This is a genomic window from Aeromonas sp. ZOR0001 (assembly GCF_000801015.1).
GTDB lineage: Bacteria > Pseudomonadota > Gammaproteobacteria > Enterobacterales > Aeromonadaceae > Aeromonas > Aeromonas veronii.
Genome location: NZ_JRJY01000135.1, coordinates 1 through 17,938 on the forward strand (window position 1 = coordinate 1; position 17,938 = coordinate 17,938).

Genomic DNA, 17,938 nt, shown 5'->3' on the forward strand with positions numbered 1-17,938 from the left:
AGTCAGCCGAGAAGAATTTCCCCGCTTATTCGCACCTTCCCTAGCAGACGTTGTTGACAATGCTATATCCGCTTGTGCTACTGAGGTTCGTCTGCAATTTGATTGGAATGGTGCCGAAAGCCGAATATCGATACTGGACAACGGGACTGGTATGACTGACTCCGAGCTTGAGGCAGCTATGACCCTTGGGACAATCAACCCCTTGGATGAGCGGTCTTTGACGGATCTTGGTCGCTTCGGTATGGGTCTGAAGACCGCTTCATTCTCTCAGTGCCGTAGACTTACGGTAGCCTCTAGGCGCGAAGGTGAGGAGCTGGTATGCCTGCGTTGGGATCTGGATGTCATAGCAGCAGACCCCGAGGGGGGTTGGCGTATGTTCGAGGGACCAGCTCCCGGTTCTGAGAAGTTTATTGAGCCGTTGATGGGTCTGAACTCGGGGACGGTCGTCCTTTGGGAAATTATGGATCGAGTGATCACTTCTGGTTCAGACTTAGAGCACTTTGCTGACTTAGTTGATGATGTTGAATCTCGCTTGGCCATGATTTTCCATCGTCTCCTCGAAGGGCCACAACCGGATTTCACCCTTTTCATCAATAGTAAGCTAGTGTCCCCATGGGACCCATTCATGATCGGCCATCCAGCTAAAGCAATGGAATCTCCTGTGGAACGTAGGATGACCTCGTCGGGTGTCATACGGGTTCAGTGTCATGTACTTCCGCATAAGGACAGACTTTCGGATACGGAGTTTATTAGTGCTGGGGGGCCTGAAGGATGGACATCCCAGCAGGGCTTTTATGTCTATCGTAACAAGCGGCTTCTTTTGGCTGGTAGCTGGTTGGGTTTGGGGAGAGGAAGGGTATGGAACAGGGAGGAATCGCACCGTCTCGCAAGAATCCGGGTTGATATACCGAATACTGCTGATGCGGACTGGAAGATCGACGTCAAGAAGTCTACTGCTCGACCACCTGTTTTTGTCCGCAATTGGTTGGTTGGGCTTGCAGAGCATACAAGAGAAAGAGCTCGTAAAGTATTTGCCTTTCGTGGTTCCCCGATGCCAGGAGGAGGGGGAATACCGATTGAGCAGGCTTGGCGAGTCGAACATCTTAAGAACGGTGTTCGCTATCGTATCGACGAGGCACATCCTGCCGTAGCAGCAGTCATAGAGGCTTGTGGAGACCGTAAGGAACTTATCAGAGCTATGCTCCGGGTAGTTGAGGAGACAGTCCCTGTACAGCGGATCTGGCTTGATACAGCCGAGAATAAGGACACTCCTAGAACATGCTTTGATGGAGAGCCTAATGATGTTGTTGTGGAGGTCGCTAAAGTCCTTTTCAACGACTTGATTGAGCGCAAAGGGTTGAGTATCGAGGAGGCCCATAAGTCGATGCTCAGAACGGAACCTTTTCAGAAATACCCGTCCCTGATCGCAAATTTACGGAGAGAAGTATGAATCTGACGGAAGATGCTGGTTTGCAAGTCGAGCTACTGGAAAATGTCATCGCCACTGCTCAGCGGTTAGTAAAAGCTGAGAAAGATCAATCCAAAATTACTCCAGCGTTTATTGCCGGAAAGGTCAACCTTGCAACGATGATGTTCGCCGGAGACTCTCCTCAGTTGGTGGATCAAAAGCAAGCTGTTGCCATATTGATTCAGCGCTTCAGTCACCGAATTGGTAAATCGACTACGTTGAAGAGCGATATAGATCATGTCGACTGGCTCTCTGCTGCTCGCAAACGTGATTGGCAATACTGGCGTCGATACAGTGACTATTTGGAGTCCAAACTATCTGACGTAGTAGTGGAGGGGCTCAACGAAGCTACTGATGATATTCTGAGCCTTCTTGAAGATCCAGAAAGATCGGACCCATGGGATCGAAGAGGGCTTGTTGTCGGACATGTGCAGTCTGGCAAGACGAGTAATTACTCTGGATTAATTTGTAAGGCTGCTGATGCGGGTTACAAGATTATTATCGTCTTAGCAGGTATGCACAATAATTTGCGCTCTCAAACCCAAATGAGATTAGAGGAAGGATTTCTCGGTTACGAAACGACAGTTGATCGAGATCCTGGTATGCCGATAGGTGTTGCTGAATTTGGCGAAGACTTAAAGACCAACTCCGCAACGACGCGAGCTGAGAACGGCGACTTCAGTAAAACAATTGCGAAGCACTTCCACGGTATATCCCCCGAGGAGAGACCATGGCTTTTCGTCGTTAAAAAACAGAAAACAGTTCTGACTGCATTGCTGAATTGGATACAGACAAGAGTGGCTGACAGTACGGATTCAATTGATGGTCGAAAGTTGGTTACTAAGCTTCCACTTTTGATGATTGATGATGAGGCTGATAACGCATCAGTGGATACTGGAGAACAGATATTCAAGGATGATGGTTTGCCGGATGAGGAACATCAACCTAAGACCATTAACAGCCTTATTCGACAAATCCTTCATGCTTTCACTAGAAAGGCTTATGTAGGCTACACCGCGACACCTTTTGCAAATATATTCATTCATCACAAGGGTGCAACTGCAAAAGAAGGACCTGACCTATTCCCCCGCTCTTTTATCATCAATCTTGCAGCTCCATCGAATTACGTTGGTCCAGCAAGGATGTTTGGGAAGATGGAGAAGGATGGTCGCACGAAGGCACTACCTCTTGCTAGGGACATTGTTGACCATTATGACATTCAATCTGACTCGGGTTGGATGCCGCCTAAGCACAAAAAGACTCATGTTCCCATCTACGAAGGTGGGGAGGAGATTCCGCCATCTCTGCGAGAAGCAATCTATGTGTTTGTTTTAGCATGTGCCGCCCGACAATTGCGAGGTCAAGGAAATCAACATAGTTCTATGTTGATTCACGTCACCCGATTTGTTGATGTCCAGAGGCATGTACGGGAACAGGTTGAGAAAACTGTGCGTCGCATGCGACAGAGGATCACCCGAGGGATGGAGGCTGATGACATATTGGGTCAGCTACACAGACTTTGGGAAAATGATTTCCTCCCCACCCGCGATGAAGTGGCTGAGTTATCACCAAAGGAGGAATGTCCATCAGAAATGCCAACTTGGCAAGATCTTCTCGCCGTCCTCCCTGAGGTGTTGGAGGATATAGAGGTTCGTTCTATTAATGGAACAGCCAAGGATGCGTTGGATTATGCGACGCCAGGTGCGGCTTTGAAAGTTATAGCCGTAGGGGGGGACAAGCTTGCCCGTGGGCTAACTCTAGAAGGGCTCTGTGTGAGCTACTTCGTCCGTACCACTAAAATGTACGACACACTCATGCAAATGGGGCGTTGGTTTGGTTATCGTCCGGGCTATCTGGATTTGTGCCGGCTATATACATCTCCCGATTTGGTCCGGTGGTTTGGGCACATTGCTGATGCTTCAGAGGAGCTTCGTGATGAGTTTGATTTCATGGCTGAGGCTAAGCTTACCCCCGAGCAATATGGTCTAAAAGTTATGTCGCATGAGGTTATGACGGTAACCTCTCCCTTGAAAATGAGAAATGCGCAGACTCTTTCTCTAAGCTACAGTGGAACGCGTCCTCAGACGATCCTCTTCCATCGCGACGCTAAGATTCAGCAGCTGAATCTAGATGCTACGGACGCCCTTGTCTTGTCGCTTGGGGAGGCTTGCAAGGAGTCGCCGAAATATGAGCGAGAAGGTGAGCCAAACTCTTGGCCCGGTGCCCGTCTCTGGAAGAACGTTGACGTTTCCAACATTACGGCCTTTCTTGGTGACTACACTACTCATCCCAATGCCACTAGTGCCAAGGCCGCAGTGCTATCTGAATTTATCTCGAAAATGGTTGAAATCGGAGAGCTGACTAAATGGAGTGTTGCTCTCCTCGGTGGAGGAGAGGGGGCTGGGGATGAGCATATATTCCCGGGTGGGCAGTCGTCGAAAAATTATTTCATTCGTAAAACGGATGATCCGGAAGATCCCAGATTGCAGGACCCGAGAAATTTCGCTATCGGTGTGCTTACCGATCCGAAAGATGAGAGTATCGATCTTGATGATGATGTTTGGCAAAAAGCGCTGAATTTGACTCGTGCGGCTTGGAAGCCTGACCCAGCTAGGGGGCGTGAAAAGCAGCCAAGTTTCCCTAGTGGTAAAGGTATTCGTGAGATTCGTGGAAAACTGGGAAATGAGACTAATCGGGGCTTGCTCTTGCTTTATCCGCTTTCTCCTTATATTTACAAGGACAAAAAGCAGAAGGATGTAATTGTTCCGGGATGGACCAAACCAATCATGGCATTCGCCATTGCTTTCCCTGCCAGCGATAGGGCAATCAAAGTCGAGTATGAAGTCAACCTACTTTATTGGATGCAAGAATATGGCCCGTCCGAGTGAGGAATTTAATCTGGCATGGTTGTCTCTATCGTGCGATAGCGAGTCTTTAGGCTGGCAGGCTATATCGCTACCATCTGCAGGTCCAGTTGGAGTTCAGGCTGGACGGTGCTCGCCGAATAATACTGAGGCCGTCCTTTTCACTTTCCCTACTGCGAAGTTAGCTCGCACTGAGCGGTTGCCTGAGGGGAAAGGTTTTTTGGTCGAGAAAGCGGGGGCTACAGAACAGGGTGGGATCATATTGGCGCTCACTAGGCAAGGTGAGGGTGACCTTGGACTATTTGTCTCAATGGTGTGTGATGTCGTCGGGGCAGTCGACGAAGCCGCAGCTGATCGCGTTTCGGAGTCTAGTCTTTTAAGACTTCTGATAAGACGTGTGCTCGCTTGGCAGCAGTTTATGTCTCGACATTCTGGACATCTCAGCCCTGAAGCGGAGCTGGGTTTGGTGGGGGAACTTTGTATTATTACGGCCCTTCTTGATGCGTGTGTGCCACCAATGGAAGTCCTAAAGGGATGGGTTGGACCCAATGATGCACCTCAGGACTTCCTTCTAGGTGATGGGGCTATCGAGGTGAAGGCGACCATGTCTGCGTCCGGGTTCCCGGTGAAAATAGGCTCTTTGGAGCAGTTGGACGATGCGGTAGCATCACCGCTGTTCCTTGCTGCGGTTAGGTTTGCCAACCTAGAGAGTGGACTGACTTTGCCTGAGATGATTGCTCAGATAGAGCAACGTCTTAAAGAAGAGCCAATAGCGATAAGTATTCTTTATGAGCAACTTATGTGTGCGGGATTCACTGAAGCACACAGAAATGAATACACTCGCAGATTCAAATTGAAAGATCGACTGTTCTTTTCCGTATCTGAAGGTTTTCCACGTATGACCTCAGGCTCTGTTCCATTTGGGGTTACGCATGCTTTGTATGAAATAAATTTGGAGCATGTCGGGGATTTTCTCATTGACCTTGATGTGGCCATTAAAAAACTAGGAGTAGCCGGATGACCCTTGATGAGTTTTTGTCTGAGACAAGGACTGAAATCGCAGCTCAGATAAGTGAAGGCGCAGCTTTTACGGAGCTAGTCTTCTGTGAGGTTGTGATGCAACACCTCATGGATGCAGGGATGACTTCTGAGCCTGTTATCTGTCATTTTAAAGGAAAGGTTGGTAATGCAAATCTAAGGCTGAGCGGTTACGCAATTTCAGATGATGCAGATCAACTTGACTTGTTCGTCAGTCTTTATGAAGGGTTCGAGGTTCCAACTCCTATTCAGGAACAAGACACCAAGATGGCTGCTCAACAGTGTGTCCGCTTTCTTGATCTTTGTGCCACAGGGCGTCTTCTTAGCAAGCTAGACCCAACAAGTGATGCCTATTCATTAGCTTTAACTATCAGCGAGAAATACAACAGCTTGGAACAAGTTCGTGTATTCGTTCTCACTGATGGAATTGCCAAATCTAAGAGTTTCAAGTCTCGTGAAGTCGGTGGAAAGACAGTTCGGCTAGAAGTTATGGATATTGAAAGGCTCTTTCGACATCGTTCTGAAGGTAAGCCGCGTGATGAGCTTGTAATTGACTTTAATGAGGTATCTGGCTCACCACTTCCCTGTGTCTATGTCCCAGGGCAAACCGGTGATTACGATTATGCATTGACAGCTATTCCTGGAGAAGCGTTGCGTTTTGTTTACGAAAAGTTCGGCCCTAGACTTCTTGAAGCTAATGTACGCTCATTTTTAAGTGTTAAGTCTAAAGGCGTGAACCAAGGTATACAGAGTACTTTGCGTGCAGCACCCGAGCGGTTTATGGCTTTCAACAATGGCATTGTCCTTGTAGCTGACGAGATGCAGCTAGACCGTGCCAAAGATGGTTCTCCAGGAATTGTGTGGTTGCGAGGGATGCAAATAGTAAATGGAGGGCAGACTACAGCTTCTATTTACTTTGCGAGTAAGAAGTTTCCAGATACTGACCTGAGCAAAGTCAGAGTTCCCGCCAAAATAATTATAATTAAGGAGAGTGATCCAACAAAAGAGGAATCACTTGTTTCCGATATTTCTCGATATGCTAATTCACAGAATGCAGTACGGCAATCTGACCTGTCAGCGAATAAACCCTTCCATGTGGATGTGGAGAGACAGTCATTAACCGTCTACTGTCCTGATGGTGAAGGTCGCTGGTTCTATGAACGAGCTGCTGGGAGTTACAATACACTTCTCGCCCGCGAGGGATCAACTCCAGCTCGCCTTCGGGACCTGAAAGCAGCAGTGCCAACATCGCGTAAGATAACCAAGACGGAGTTGGCTAAATATATTATGGCTTGGGATATTAGGCCAGATATAGTCAGTCTAGGAACGCAGAAGTGTTTTGATCGATTTATGGCTGCTCTTGGTGAAGCCGAAGTTGCTGGAAAGCCTATTTTACCCGATACGATATATTTTAAAGCATTGGTTGCTAAAGCGATTATCTTCAAGATGGTGCACAAAACGGCTCGTCCTCTTGTTTCTGCTTTCCTTGCTAACGTAGCTGCTTACACTGTTGCAGTTGTTGCCGATCACTATGGGGATTCTTTTGATCTAGAGAGGGTTTGGCTTCGGCAGGGAGTGTCAGGGCAATTTATTGAACAAGTCGAAGTTTGGGCTCGTGAGGTTAATGAACGTCTCCATGAAACAGCCAATGGAAAGATGATCTCTGAGTGGGCGAAGAGGCCTGAATGTCGAGAGGCTATGTTTTCTCGTCCATTCTCTAAGCCAATAGTTGAAATACCAGAGTTACGTCGTTATGAATATTGATAGTCACATAGTTCAATCAAAATAATCGTATTGATTTCTATACTAGGGCTTGGTAAAGCCAAGCCCTAGTATGATGATTTTTTATATTTTTCTGGCACAGGTAAGACATCAGCTTTAATCAATATAAGATTGTTGCATAATGTCTAACACCAAACGAGCAATTTTGTTTGCCAATAGGGGGGGAACTGCGTTGCCCACTTGATGATATTGCTGAGTGCGCCCACCTTGGAAAAAATAATTATCAGGAAATGTTTGTAAGCGAGCAGCCTCTCTTACTGTGAGGCTGCGACACTGTGTCGGATCAGGATGAATGAAGTAATGCCCATCTTTAGATATATGACTTGTAATTGTTGTAGAAGGGGCATCAGAAAGTTGAACTCGGAACCGATCCGAAAAATGCCCACTTTCCCAATTCTTGTGCGCAGGAGCTAAGGAGTCAAGACAAAATTCTTTGTGTCCCTTTGGCGATCTTCCTTCTATTTTAGCAAAACATGCAGCAAATCCGTATCGAATCAAATCATCAATTCTATGACCTCTGGTTTCGTGGTTCAGCCAAACTTTCAGTCGGTCATCATTGAACCATTTGTCAAGTTCACTAATACCAGTAGTACCTTCATTTTTCTCTCTTGGATATTGGAGAGAACCTGTATCAACGTTTTGAAGAAAATCAGCTGTTTTACGAATATTATCTATCAGATCTGTAGTGAGTTTGGATTCTTTAATTGCATTGTTTGCAAGTTGTTTTAATCCTTCTCGGATTTTTTGTTCCCATGCAGTAGCAGAGTCATCTTCTCGACTTAATTTACTGCGTAATGGGGGTAGATTACCGATAGCATTATTAACTGTAATCCGATTCTCTTTTTTTAGCTTAGGTAAATTATGGCTAAAACGATCTTCTCTGATACCGAGTAGAATTACTCGATGACGAGCCTGGGGTATTCCATAGTCTTCGGAACGAATAATGAAATTAGTTGCATCTATTTTTTGTGGGTCATCACCATCCATGAATGTTTCATCATTGACAAGAGATACGATATTATATCGTAAGCCATTATCTTTTTTATCCAATGCCATGCTAGGGTTTGCAAGATCTCTGAGGATTTGATGAAAAATCAAACCACCATTTATTTTTGATGATAGAATACCCTTCACGTTCTCCATGACAAAAATATCTGGTTTATTGTTTTTTATGATTCTTAAATACTCCAAGTATAGGAAGTGCCTAGAATCATCTTCGGGTATATAGTTAGAGTTACCTTTATTCCTCGAACGCCCAGCAAGAGAATATGCTTGACATGGAGGTCCGCCAATTAGAACCCATGGTAAATCTTTATTTCCTAATGCAGCTGTAATTGCTGAATCAAGGGCTGCATTCCCCTTATCACTACCGATAGCAATACACATCGCTTCATGATTTGCTCGTTCCCAATACTCATGGGTTCTCTCAGTGAAAGGATGAGGTGATTTCCCATTGCAAAACTGATAGTAATCTGATAACCCATCAGGAAAGTTGCTTTTGAGTAATCGGTAGTAGGCCCTGAGTCTTAGAGTCTGGTGGGCAACAGGATCCTTCTCTGCAGAGACCATAATCTGGAAGGAAGAACCTTCATTAAGTGAAGAGAAACCTTCGCCTAGGCCTCCTGGACCAGCAAATAAATCGATAATTGGGATCGGTGATAAAACGGTGTTCATGGTCTAATACTGTGTTTTTGATCAGCTAACAAAGATACCAGGAAGATGCGCGAACGGGAAGCCAAAGCGTGGCTCTTGTCGATAAAAAGCCTTGCGTAAGGCTCATGGAAGGGTCCCGTAACATCGGATGTATGCTGGAAAAGGTTGTTCAGTCGGTTCTGTATGATGCATGACGTCGGTGCCATGGCCTTATGAAGGCTTTCTTGGGACAACATGGCTACGACTCGCTTACTACTAAGTGTTAAGTTATCCATCTGAGCTAAGCTGGTAAGTATTCGCCCAGCTTGATGTATATAGAGGGCTTTACATCGTTGCTTTCGCCATGTTTTCGCACGATTAATTAGGCAGGTTAATAGCAACTTGGAATTTATTGTAATGGTTATGTGTTGACAATATATTTGCAAATTTCATCTGTATGAAAAATTATTTTGTTTTTTCAAAAGAGATTTTTAGGATGTTGATGGAATATTTTTTAACGTCTGTCAACCCCCCTGAAAATAACACTGTTTCATGGCGGTCTTCGTTTTTATAATAAAACGCAATAACTTCATAGCATTCTCTGTCCTCATTTTCAAAGATAACGGTCCCATTGTTTTCACTTCCATTTATTAACCATGTCTGGAATATCCAATCAGCAGACAAACCGATCATGGGAAAGTTTTGGTTTAGAATGTCAATTTTATTAGTGTTGCCCATTTTATATCCCTTTGATATTGACTTATACTTAAATATGTTTAATCCGTAATGAAGGCGAAGAAGGGTTATGACCTCTATCGCACTTACAATTCCTACTGTAACAAATATTCATCGATAATAACCGTACTCTTTGCCTATGTCTGGAGATCAGTCTGGCTGGCGATCGTCAACAGCTCATCTTCGTTAACCAGAGCGGTGAGGAGATAGGTGCCGGGTTGCTCCCCGGCGATCAGTTTGTGATGCAACATGATGGTGCTCCATACGCCATCGCCCCACCGCGTGGGGTGCGGCAGGGTTGGAGAGGTATTTAGTAAAGGGGAAAAACGCTGGGTTAGTTGGTGGTGTTCAGGCCGTCAGAGTTTTCTTGGCGTAGTTAGTCAGAGGCATGTGGTAATAGGTGATCAGCAGTTCTCTTAGTTGGGTGACTCAGAAGTGAATCATAACCACGGTGTTAGTGTGGCCACCAGTGGATATGCGATCACGCCTTGGCGTAGTGCGTGATGTCCGCGCTTATTGCAGGGTAAATCGCGATATAGACATAGCCGTAGCTGCCAAGGGTATCGGCTTCGCAGGTAAAGCCGCAGTGCTGGATAGTGATGCAGTGCTGATGCTGGGCATCCAGCTCGCCGGTCAGCAGCTTGGCTTCCAGAGCCTTGATGATCTCCGGGAAAGCCAGGTCGAGCTTGGCTATCTGCACCTCACTCCAGTCACCGATCAGACTGGCTCGATCGGGTAGAAAATCGAGTTGGTAGCGGCTCTGTATCAGACGAGCGCCAAAGCGTGGGGAGATATCACGCGGAAGGCCCCAGCTGATGCTGGGGAGCGGTGTGAGAGTCTGGAGCTCTGGGGAGTGTGTGGCAGAGCATGTGGGGTGGGTCGTGGTCATGATTAGCGATACCTCAACTGGGTGTGGATGATAGTGCCAGGCACGTTGTGGCGCTGGCGTAGTCTGGCCAGGTGTTCTGGGAGGTCTGTCAGGCTTGCTAGCCTCCCCCGATAAAGCCGGGAGAGATTGATGTAGTTGGGATGGCTCACGGTGATGGTCACCTGATGCCCTAGCTGCCAGCGGCTAAACAGGCGTGCTTTGGCCTCTTTGATGGTGGTGATGCCGGGGGCGGGTAACGTCTGGCGGTTGCGCAGATGCAGTTTGTTTAGCTCGGGGGCATAGCGATGCACCTCAAGCCCGGTGATAAGACGGGTTATGTTCGGTGACTCCAATGATGCAAAGGGCCAGCCTGTGAGGGCTGGCCCTGTATGTTGTTTGTTGATGAGCGATGATATGTTCGCGGTGGCTAGTCGTTGTAAAACAGGATGTAGTTCACACCAGCTTGCTGGGCGGCAGTGAGCAAGGGTTGCAGTGCTGGCGGGATGGCATCGAGCTCCATGGCTAGGTTCAGGGTGAACTCATAGGCGGAGTCATCCTTCACACCGACATGTTCATGGGAGGCCATACGCTTGACCCATTGCCATTCCGGTACCAAGTCTGCGTCATCGTAATCGCCGATGATGGAACTCATGGCGACATCCAGCATCTGCATCACCGAATGACCTGCCAGTGGGTTAGGTGTTGCAGGGAGGGTGTTGGTCATTGCATCGTTCCTTGTTGTCTGGGCTGTGCGTTACAGCTGATTGATAACCGGCTTGCAATTGAGACGGTCCAGCAGGTGCAACGAGCCGTATTGGGCTACTAGTCGGTCTATGGCCATCTGGGCGCAGGCTGCTCTGCTGGGCTTATTCTCAGGGATTGCGTAACGCGCAGTGAGCCAGCCACCGAGCAGGGCTATGCGGTAGCCACTCGGGATGTGGGTGAGCGACGTCCCTATCCCCCTCCCGTGAATGAGGAAGGGCACGGTCTGCCCGCCGATGTCGATATCCATGCGCTGGCCCTTGAGCTCGAAGGTGGTGAGCTCGCCGGTTTGCGGATGTTTGCCGGGCACCTTGATGGTGATGTTTTTTGCCATCTCACACCTCCGGTTTGGCTTCAAAGTGGCAGGTTACAACGCCCGCTTCCGGGTCGATGCTGATAAACGCCGGGGCTTGCGGATGGTACTGGTAGAGCCGCGCCAATTCAGTGCGAAACGCCTCAACGTTTGGCGCAATCACATGGCTGGTATCCCCTTCGGCGTAGGTAAAGGTTTCCAGCTTCTCTGTGTGGATCCAGATGCCAAAGTACCAAGCATCCTCTTCGGTGTCGTATTGCTGCCAGCCCTTGGCCAGCAGCGTCCGGTCGTAGTAGTAACGGTCAGCCTGATGGCTGCCACGGTCGATGCGGCAACCCGTCACGGTGAGCTCAAACTGGATACAGCCCGTCTTGTGAGCCTTCTTGACCCGGCGCAGCAGCTTGAGGGCCTTGGCTCTGCTACGGCCATTACCTAGCGGGTGTGGTTGTCTGGCCCGCAATGCAAGGTGGGTCATTATCTTCGGCGCGGTGTTGTGGTTGAGCTGACCAATAGCGGCGGTTATCTGTCGGGTGGATAGAGTCTTGTAATCACGTAAGTCATGCATGATGGGGCTTCCTTCAAATGCAAACAGCCCACTCGGAGTGAGGGGCTGTATGGGGTCTTGTGTGTGCTGGTGGTCGTGGCTCAGGTGTGACTACTCCAATCCGGCTTATCATTACTGCCGTGGTTGACGTAGGCTCCGACAATCACCCGTTGCCACTCGCCGACCGGTTGACCCGCTGCATTACAGGCGCAGCGAAAGCGGGCGAAGTTAATCTCACGTGGCAGGTGTTCACGCATATCCCTTGGGCTGACAAAGAGCATGGTCTTGTGCAGTACTGGGTTGGGGGCAACCAGTGGCCCGCCAATACGTCGCCCCTCCACATCGTGGGCATAGGCAAAGCCCGGCAGCATCAACTGCTGACTGATGAGCTTGGCAAGTGCTAGATGGGCACACATGGCCTCCGCTACGGCGGCCTGGCTAAAGCTGTCGTTGAACTCAATCATTGTTGTTTCTCCCTTTCTGCAGGTGCTCGGTAAGCCGCTGCCAGCAGCGCAAACTGTTCGACCAGATAGCTGATACTGATGCCCAGTTCATCGCTCACCCCATCTCCTAGACGGTGATGCAGGTGTGCCATGTCATCGGCGATACGTTGAGCTATCTGGGCTGTACCGTCCGGTGGTGAAGTCGTCATGGTCAGGGTGATGGATATATTCATCACATCTCTCCCCAAGGGGCTTGGTCCCACAGTGACAGCCGGGTCAGCACGTCTTGTGCGAGAGCTTGTTGCAACTGCTGTAGTACCTTCACAAGCCGAGGTGCCTGCTCAGGACTCCCGGTCCATTCGCTCGATTGATACAGGGCGCAGCAGGTGAATTTGTACAGCGCCACCAGCTCGCTATCGGTGAGTGGTGCCTGGTGGTAACTGTGGGAAGGTTTGAGCGACCCCTGTTTGGTTGAGCCACGCTGGCGTGGTTCCTTCTGGTCTTGCTGGCGTCCTAACTGATAGCGATGCCAGACCGCCCGCCGATTGGCGAGCATCATCAGCCGTGCCAGTCGGTCTACCCGCCACGTCCAGGTACTGGTCGTGTCTGCTGGCGGCAGCCACCAGAGAGTGCGCAGTAGCTCTAGGGTGTAGTGCGGTGGCATCGGAGCATTGCAAAAGCGGTGTAACTGAACGGCAAAGGCCAGGTAGTCCTTGCGATCGATCATGAAGGCAGACATGGGGTGACTCCTTGAAATGCAAAAGGCCACCTTCGGTGAGGTGGCCTTGGGGGGGATGGCGTTGGACCTGATGATCCGAGTTTGGCTAATGGCGCAGATGATGGAGCAGCGCATCGATGGCCTCGACACAATCGCTCTGGGTGAGCAGGTAGCCGTTCGGCAAATGAGCCACGATGGCGGGCTCTGCCTGCATCTGAACGTTATCTTCAAGCCAGCAGCGCAACTCGATGAGGATATCGAGGGTGGTGAGGTGTGACTTACCTGGGGTTAGAGTCATAGCAGACCTCGCTCAGCCAGCGAGGCCACGCCCTCAGCACCGACCACCAGATGGTCGAGTAGCCGGATATCGACTAAGGCCAAGGCCTCTTTGAGGGCTTGGGTAAAGCCCCGGTCTGATTGGCTGGGTTCCGGGTCACCGCTTGGGTGATTGTGCACCGCGATGATGGCCCCGCAGTTGAGTAGCAGGGCCCGCTTGACCACTTCCCGTGGGTAGATGCTGGCGCTGTCCAAGGTGCCACGAAACAGCTCCTCAAAAGCCAACACGCGATGCCGGGAGTCGAGAAACAGTGCCCCAAACACCTCATGCTCCCGGTCTTGCAGCAGGGTTTGCAGTCGCTCGGCAGCCTCTGTAGTACTGGTGATGGCAGTGCCTTTGGCCAGGCGCTTGCGGGCAATCTGGTTGGCGATACGCAGCAGGTCTTGCTCGGTCACCGGTTCGGTGACGACATAAGTGCCGGGGCATTCCCCGGCTTTGAGTTTGTGGTAACGCATGTGGGGTTCTCCAAATAAACAAAACCCCGACATGCTTCCTGCGTGCCGGGGTTAAAGGCAAAGAGGTTGTTGGTTCACTGTGAGGGGTGTTCAGTTGGCCGTGGTGGTGACGCCTTCCCTGGCGGTGGGTTCCTGCTTCACCGGCATTAGTGGTTCGGGACCTGCACGGTGAGTGGGATAGCGAGTGCCAGGCTTAATCGCTCGGCCAGTTCATAGGCAGGCCCTATGGTGTCGTAGTCAGCAACCCAGGTAGCCAGCCCTAACCCACTGGTCTCCACAGCCCGCAGATAAACGCTGTAGCCCTGTACGGTCAGGCCACTGTCACGCACCACCTGCGTCTCGCCATCTCGATTAATCGCTTCCAGCTCAACGGCTATCGGTTGCTTGGGCATAGTTCGCCTCCTCTTGGGGTAAGGGGTCACTCTCCACGCGATAACCGTGATGAATGCAGGTACGCTGCAGGTCAGCCAGGAAACTTGCCAACACACGGGGTTGCTCGCTGAGAGAAACCGGTCCTGCTTGGCTGCGCCAGAAACAACGACGCTTAGGGTCCACGCAGATTTCATCCACGGGCTGGCTCATGGTGCGCCAGTCCTCGGCATTGGTGAGGGAGAGCAACTGCCACTGCACGCCAGACCAACGTAAGTGCAGCGTGACGGTGCGAGCGTTTGGGCTACCAGGAGTCAGGTGCAGCAACCAGCGCTCGCCATGGCGAGTTGGTTGTAGTTTGGCCTTGGCGGCGACCAGCCCCAGCCACTGGCGTGAATAGTGATAGAGCGGCAGTCCGTTAGTCATCACACACCTCCTACTCCCCACTGACCATGACGGAGAAATACCCCAACTGGGCGTAGCTCATGAAATTGCTCTGCCACAGGGCGAACAGTTCACGAGCTTCCACGCTGGGCAGTGGTCCCCAGCCCTGCAGATAGTGCTCGTCGCAGGAGAGGTTGAAGTCGAGCTCCTTGCAGAGCTCGGCATCCTGGCCCAGTCCCTGATAACTGAAGTCGGTGATGTAATCGAAGACCCAGCCGTGCAATCCCCGAATAAGCCGCAGCTCTACCGGATGGACGCCACCCGTCTCGGCACTGTAGGCGGGGCTGCGAAAGTTGAAGGTCAGGGTCGAGAGGTCGGTGAGGTCGAGTTGTTGTTCCCGCACGACGCTGCGCAGTAAGTCAGGCAGCTCGGGCGAAATCGGCAGGGCCATCCCTGCCAAGTGAAATGGCATGGTCATCTTGATGTGTCCTTTCGTATCGAATGTGATAACCGTTAATCTCTGAACCAGCGCCAGGCGCGGTAGAGGCCGTAGGTGGCAGCCAAGGGTGCCGCCAGCGAGGTGGCCGAGCTACTCAGCAACGTACCGACTGCGGCGGTCACCACAGTCGTTGCTGACGGATTCAGTGCCGTGCTGGTGGTCATGCCAGGCAGGGCCGCAAGGGTAGGCTGCCGAGCCACTGTGCGAAGCGCCTGATGTGCGATACACCCCGTGGCAATCAGCTGGTTAATCTGCTTGCTGTAGTGAAAGCCCTCGATACACCAGAGCACGAAGTGCTCGCAGTTGTTAAAGAGCGTGCTGTAGTGCGCCTCTCCAAGACGGGAGTAAGCTCGGTCGATACTCTCCTCCCGGTTGAAAGCTCGTGCACTGTGGTGCTGGATGCGATAGCCCCGCCCTTGGCTAAACTCGGCAAGCGTGGTGATAGCTATCTGACCGGAATGTATACCGGCACTGACCCCCTGGTAGTGGATGACCTGATGGTCCCCCAGATAGAGACCGTGGTGCTGGTAACCGGTGCGGGGGGAAACGAGGTGGTCCCCTGATTGCGGTAATGGCATGAACCGTTCCTTAAATAACATGCTGCATAAAACAGAGGGCACCCGAAGGTGCCCTGATGGTGGTGAATATGTAGTGGCTGGTGGTCAGGACTGCTTGCGCAGCGTCAGGCTGCTGGCATCCCATACCCAGCGCTGACCAGGATTGCCGGGCAAGTCGAGGATGAAACCGTTGGGTTCGGGGGTCAGCTTGCCTTCATCGCTGCAGGTACCAAAGGGTTGTGAAAGCATGGTCAGCACACCAGTCTGAGCGACAGCCAACTGGTAGAGCACCGGGCATGCCACTCCGCCACTGTGGAGCTCAAACAAGACCGCCTGCCCGTTGGCCCGCGGCAAACGGTGCGTGAGTTTGATAGCGTCATATTCATCGGTGCGCAGCAGCACTTCACCCCCATGCCGGATCTCGATGCTGTCATCGTCATTTTTCACGATGGTAAATGACGTGGTACTTGATGCAGCTGACGCAGGTGCAAAGGAGGGCTCGAAGTAACGGCTGCCATCTGAATAGGTGAGCATAAAACCGTTCAGGGCAACCGGCTGGCTGACACTGGGTATGAGCCTCGGCTCATCTTCATCCAGCGGCATCAGCATGATGCGCTCCCCTTTCGAGGTCTCTATCCAAAACTGCATGCTGGCGAAATTTAGGGTGCCCTCAATGTTGGCCGGTACCCGCTTAGTGACCGTTGGCACCGTGAATTCAGGTGCGGCCCAGGCCGGTAAGGCAAACAACATTAACCATGTGCACCACAGTGCCAGTTTGATCTTTTCTGTCATGTCACTCTCCAGACGACTTATTCAATGGTGTAAGAGGCATTGCCCAGATTGGTGAAGAGGGTGACCTCCCTCAATCGGCACGGCTCGGTCATGACCAGCCGCCAGCTTTCGGTGTAATTGAGCTTGAGTGGGAAATAGGTTCCTCCCACCGACCCCATCAAGTCACTGCGCAGCATCACCCGGCATTTACTCTTGCCGCCATTAATCAGCACTTTTTGAATGGTGACTTGATCGTTGAGCGAGGTGACGACTATCTGAGGCCGCCCAATCGCGGTGTATTCCACGTCTAGACTGAATTCTGGGCTATTAGCGGATGCTGTATCGCAAGCGCTCAGTGATAGGCCACAAGCCAGCAGTAAGGGATAAAGCAGTGTGCGATTCATGATTTCTCCTTAATAAAAATGGCAAAAGGATACCTGACCGACGAGGCGAGCCTGTCGGGCGAACGGGTGTAAACGTAATGGGTTAATGGTGGTGCTGGCTGATAGCCAAATGCCACCAAGGGGATGGGTTGAGGTTAAGTCGTGTCGAACTCCTTTCGATGTTGGGGTAACTATTTCACTGGATTAGATCTAATGGGGTGATCCTCATCGCAAAGGGTCCTTAATGTCAATAAAAGTCCATAGTCAACTATCAGGGTTGACCGGAGGACGTATGACAAACATCAACTCAGAAGCGCTGGCCAAGAGCGTGGGCAAAGCGATTGAACGGCAACGCCAGCAGGCGGGGCTGACTCAGGAGCAAGTGGCAGAGCACTTGAAGATAGGTATGGAAGCCGTCTCCCGGATGGAACGAGGCCTCGTGGTGCCGACCGTCGTGCGGCTCGCAGAGTTGGCTCAGCTGTTTGGCTGTGAGCTTGCAGACTTTCTGCGTGTGACCAGCAACCGCCCCACCGAACAAGGCATTGTGCTCAGCCAGCAGTTGGCCAAGCTCGATACAGCGGACAGAGAGCTGGTGCTGGAGATGGTTGATAAGCTGGTGGCGCGACTGGCGCCTTAACAGCTCGCAGTGCGCACTGTGACTGACTGACACCCGATGCCAGGGTCAATAACTTGGGAGGCCGTAATGGCGCTCCCAAGCAGCTTCACAGCGATATGTGTTTACTCTCCCTTGATAATATCTATCTGAGATCCTTTTCAATCGAGCCACCAAGACGATTCACAGTACATGTTTACTTGAAGCGCATGTCAGAAATGTCAGCAGGAGTAGCACATTTACTGTATTCGTTCGGGCTGACCCTCACCCGTTTTCTGAACACCAGCGAGAAGTAAAGTTGAGCGTCATTGTCCACCAGCTGGCCTATGATGGCATTGACAGAGGGGGAGTCTGCAGCAGTTTGGCTCGCAGAGAGTAGGCGTTGAGATATGAAGACCCCTTG

Annotated in this window: 23 protein-coding genes; 5 read left to right on the forward strand and 18 right to left on the reverse strand. The window is 50.8% G+C overall.

The window, feature by feature from the left end; genetic code table 11:
- From L972_RS16780 to L972_RS16795, 4 genes are all read left to right on the forward strand, one after another.
- Positions 1 to 1,450, forward strand: a 1,450-nt coding sequence (locus tag L972_RS16780; protein ID WP_047439705.1) for an ATP-binding protein, incomplete at its 5' end; no start/stop codon positions are given.
- Positions 1,447 to 4,356 carry a Z1 domain-containing protein gene (locus L972_RS16785; RefSeq protein ID WP_047439707.1) on the forward strand — a complete coding sequence of 970 codons (2,910 nt, stop codon included), beginning with the start codon at positions 1,447 to 1,449 and terminating at the stop codon, positions 4,354 to 4,356. The genes L972_RS16780 and L972_RS16785, both read left to right, overlap by 4 nt.
- A complete protein-coding gene (locus L972_RS16790; protein ID WP_047439709.1) occupies positions 4,340 to 5,353 on the forward strand; it encodes a PD-(D/E)XK motif protein in 1,014 nt (337 codons plus the stop codon). Before L972_RS16785 ends, L972_RS16790 begins: the two co-directional genes overlap by 17 nt.
- Positions 5,350 to 7,134: an AIPR family protein gene (locus tag L972_RS16795; protein ID WP_047439711.1), complete on the forward strand. Its 1,785-nt coding sequence runs from the start codon at positions 5,350 to 5,352 to the stop codon at positions 7,132 to 7,134. The genes L972_RS16790 and L972_RS16795 overlap by 4 nt, the downstream gene beginning before the upstream one ends.
- A gap of 114 nt (positions 7,135 to 7,248) precedes the next feature.
- On the opposite strand, the gene L972_RS21055 is transcribed toward L972_RS16795, so the two are convergent.
- The 18 genes from L972_RS21055 to L972_RS16885 all read right to left on the reverse strand — a co-directional run bounded on the left by L972_RS21055 (position 7,249) and on the right by L972_RS16885 (position 16,943).
- Entirely contained in the window at positions 7,249 to 8,826 is a 1,578-nt protein-coding gene (locus L972_RS21055) for a DNA cytosine methyltransferase (protein WP_081990747.1), read from the reverse strand.
- Between the two features lie 423 nt (positions 8,827 to 9,249).
- On the reverse strand, positions 9,250 to 9,522 hold the full coding sequence (locus L972_RS16805; RefSeq protein ID WP_047439716.1) for a hypothetical protein: 273 nt from the start codon (positions 9,520 to 9,522) through the stop codon (positions 9,250 to 9,252).
- A gap of 478 nt (positions 9,523 to 10,000) precedes the next feature.
- Positions 10,001 to 10,408, reverse strand: coding sequence for a type IV toxin-antitoxin system YeeU family antitoxin (locus L972_RS16810; protein ID WP_081990748.1), 408 nt, complete (start codon positions 10,406 to 10,408; stop codon positions 10,001 to 10,003).
- 2 nt (positions 10,409 to 10,410) lie between these two features.
- Positions 10,411 to 10,698: a hypothetical protein gene (locus L972_RS16815; protein ID WP_231560941.1), complete on the reverse strand. Its 288-nt coding sequence runs from the start codon at positions 10,696 to 10,698 to the stop codon at positions 10,411 to 10,413.
- A 116-nt stretch (positions 10,699 to 10,814) separates the two neighbouring features.
- Positions 10,815 to 11,111: a hypothetical protein gene (locus L972_RS16820; RefSeq protein WP_047439718.1), complete on the reverse strand. Its 297-nt coding sequence runs from the start codon at positions 11,109 to 11,111 to the stop codon at positions 10,815 to 10,817.
- 30 nt (positions 11,112 to 11,141) lie between these two features.
- Positions 11,142 to 11,483, reverse strand: a complete 342-nt coding sequence (locus L972_RS16825) for a hypothetical protein (RefSeq protein WP_047439720.1) — start codon at positions 11,481 to 11,483, stop codon at positions 11,142 to 11,144.
- 1 nt (position 11,484) lies between these two features.
- Positions 11,485 to 12,027: a hypothetical protein gene (locus L972_RS16830; protein WP_047439723.1), complete on the reverse strand. Its 543-nt coding sequence runs from the start codon at positions 12,025 to 12,027 to the stop codon at positions 11,485 to 11,487.
- A gap of 80 nt (positions 12,028 to 12,107) precedes the next feature.
- A complete protein-coding gene (locus tag L972_RS16835; RefSeq protein WP_047439725.1) occupies positions 12,108 to 12,470 on the reverse strand; it encodes a hypothetical protein in 363 nt (120 codons plus the stop codon).
- Positions 12,467 to 12,682: a hypothetical protein gene (locus tag L972_RS16840; RefSeq protein ID WP_047439726.1), complete on the reverse strand. Its 216-nt coding sequence runs from the start codon at positions 12,680 to 12,682 to the stop codon at positions 12,467 to 12,469. Before L972_RS16840 ends, L972_RS16835 begins: the two co-directional genes overlap by 4 nt.
- Complete coding sequence (locus L972_RS16845; RefSeq protein WP_047439728.1) at positions 12,682 to 13,188, reverse strand: hypothetical protein; 507 nt, start codon at positions 13,186 to 13,188, stop codon at positions 12,682 to 12,684. The genes L972_RS16840 and L972_RS16845 overlap by 1 nt, the downstream gene beginning before the upstream one ends.
- 85 nt (positions 13,189 to 13,273) lie before the next feature.
- A complete protein-coding gene (locus L972_RS21060) occupies positions 13,274 to 13,465 on the reverse strand; it encodes a hypothetical protein (RefSeq protein WP_081990749.1) in 192 nt (63 codons plus the stop codon).
- Positions 13,462 to 13,959: a RadC family protein gene (gene radC / locus L972_RS16855; RefSeq protein WP_047439732.1), complete on the reverse strand. Its 498-nt coding sequence runs from the start codon at positions 13,957 to 13,959 to the stop codon at positions 13,462 to 13,464. The genes L972_RS21060 and radC overlap by 4 nt, the downstream gene beginning before the upstream one ends.
- Positions 13,960 to 14,105: 146 nt before the next feature.
- Positions 14,106 to 14,351, reverse strand: coding sequence for a hypothetical protein (locus L972_RS16860; RefSeq protein ID WP_420360041.1), 246 nt, complete (start codon positions 14,349 to 14,351; stop codon positions 14,106 to 14,108).
- A complete protein-coding gene (locus tag L972_RS16865) occupies positions 14,326 to 14,754 on the reverse strand; it encodes a hypothetical protein (protein ID WP_047439734.1) in 429 nt (142 codons plus the stop codon). The genes L972_RS16860 and L972_RS16865 overlap by 26 nt, the downstream gene beginning before the upstream one ends.
- A gap of 10 nt (positions 14,755 to 14,764) precedes the next feature.
- Positions 14,765 to 15,190, reverse strand: a complete 426-nt coding sequence (locus L972_RS16870; protein WP_047439737.1) for a DUF2787 family protein — start codon at positions 15,188 to 15,190, stop codon at positions 14,765 to 14,767.
- 35 nt (positions 15,191 to 15,225) lie between these two features.
- Positions 15,226 to 15,789: a lecithin retinol acyltransferase family protein gene (locus L972_RS16875; protein ID WP_042054117.1), complete on the reverse strand. Its 564-nt coding sequence runs from the start codon at positions 15,787 to 15,789 to the stop codon at positions 15,226 to 15,228.
- Positions 15,790 to 15,873: 84 nt separating this feature from the next.
- Entirely contained in the window at positions 15,874 to 16,560 is a 687-nt protein-coding gene (locus L972_RS16880) for a hypothetical protein (RefSeq protein WP_047439740.1), read from the reverse strand.
- A gap of 17 nt (positions 16,561 to 16,577) precedes the next feature.
- The gene (locus L972_RS16885; RefSeq protein WP_042054118.1) at positions 16,578 to 16,943 is read right to left on the reverse strand and encodes a hypothetical protein; all 366 of its coding nucleotides are present in this window, start codon (positions 16,941 to 16,943) and stop codon (positions 16,578 to 16,580) included.
- Between the two features lie 271 nt (positions 16,944 to 17,214).
- Between L972_RS16885 and L972_RS16890 the strand changes: the two genes are divergently transcribed.
- On the forward strand, positions 17,215 to 17,559 hold the full coding sequence (locus tag L972_RS16890; protein ID WP_047439743.1) for a helix-turn-helix domain-containing protein: 345 nt from the start codon (positions 17,215 to 17,217) through the stop codon (positions 17,557 to 17,559).
- Positions 17,560 to 17,938 lie beyond the last annotated feature (379 nt).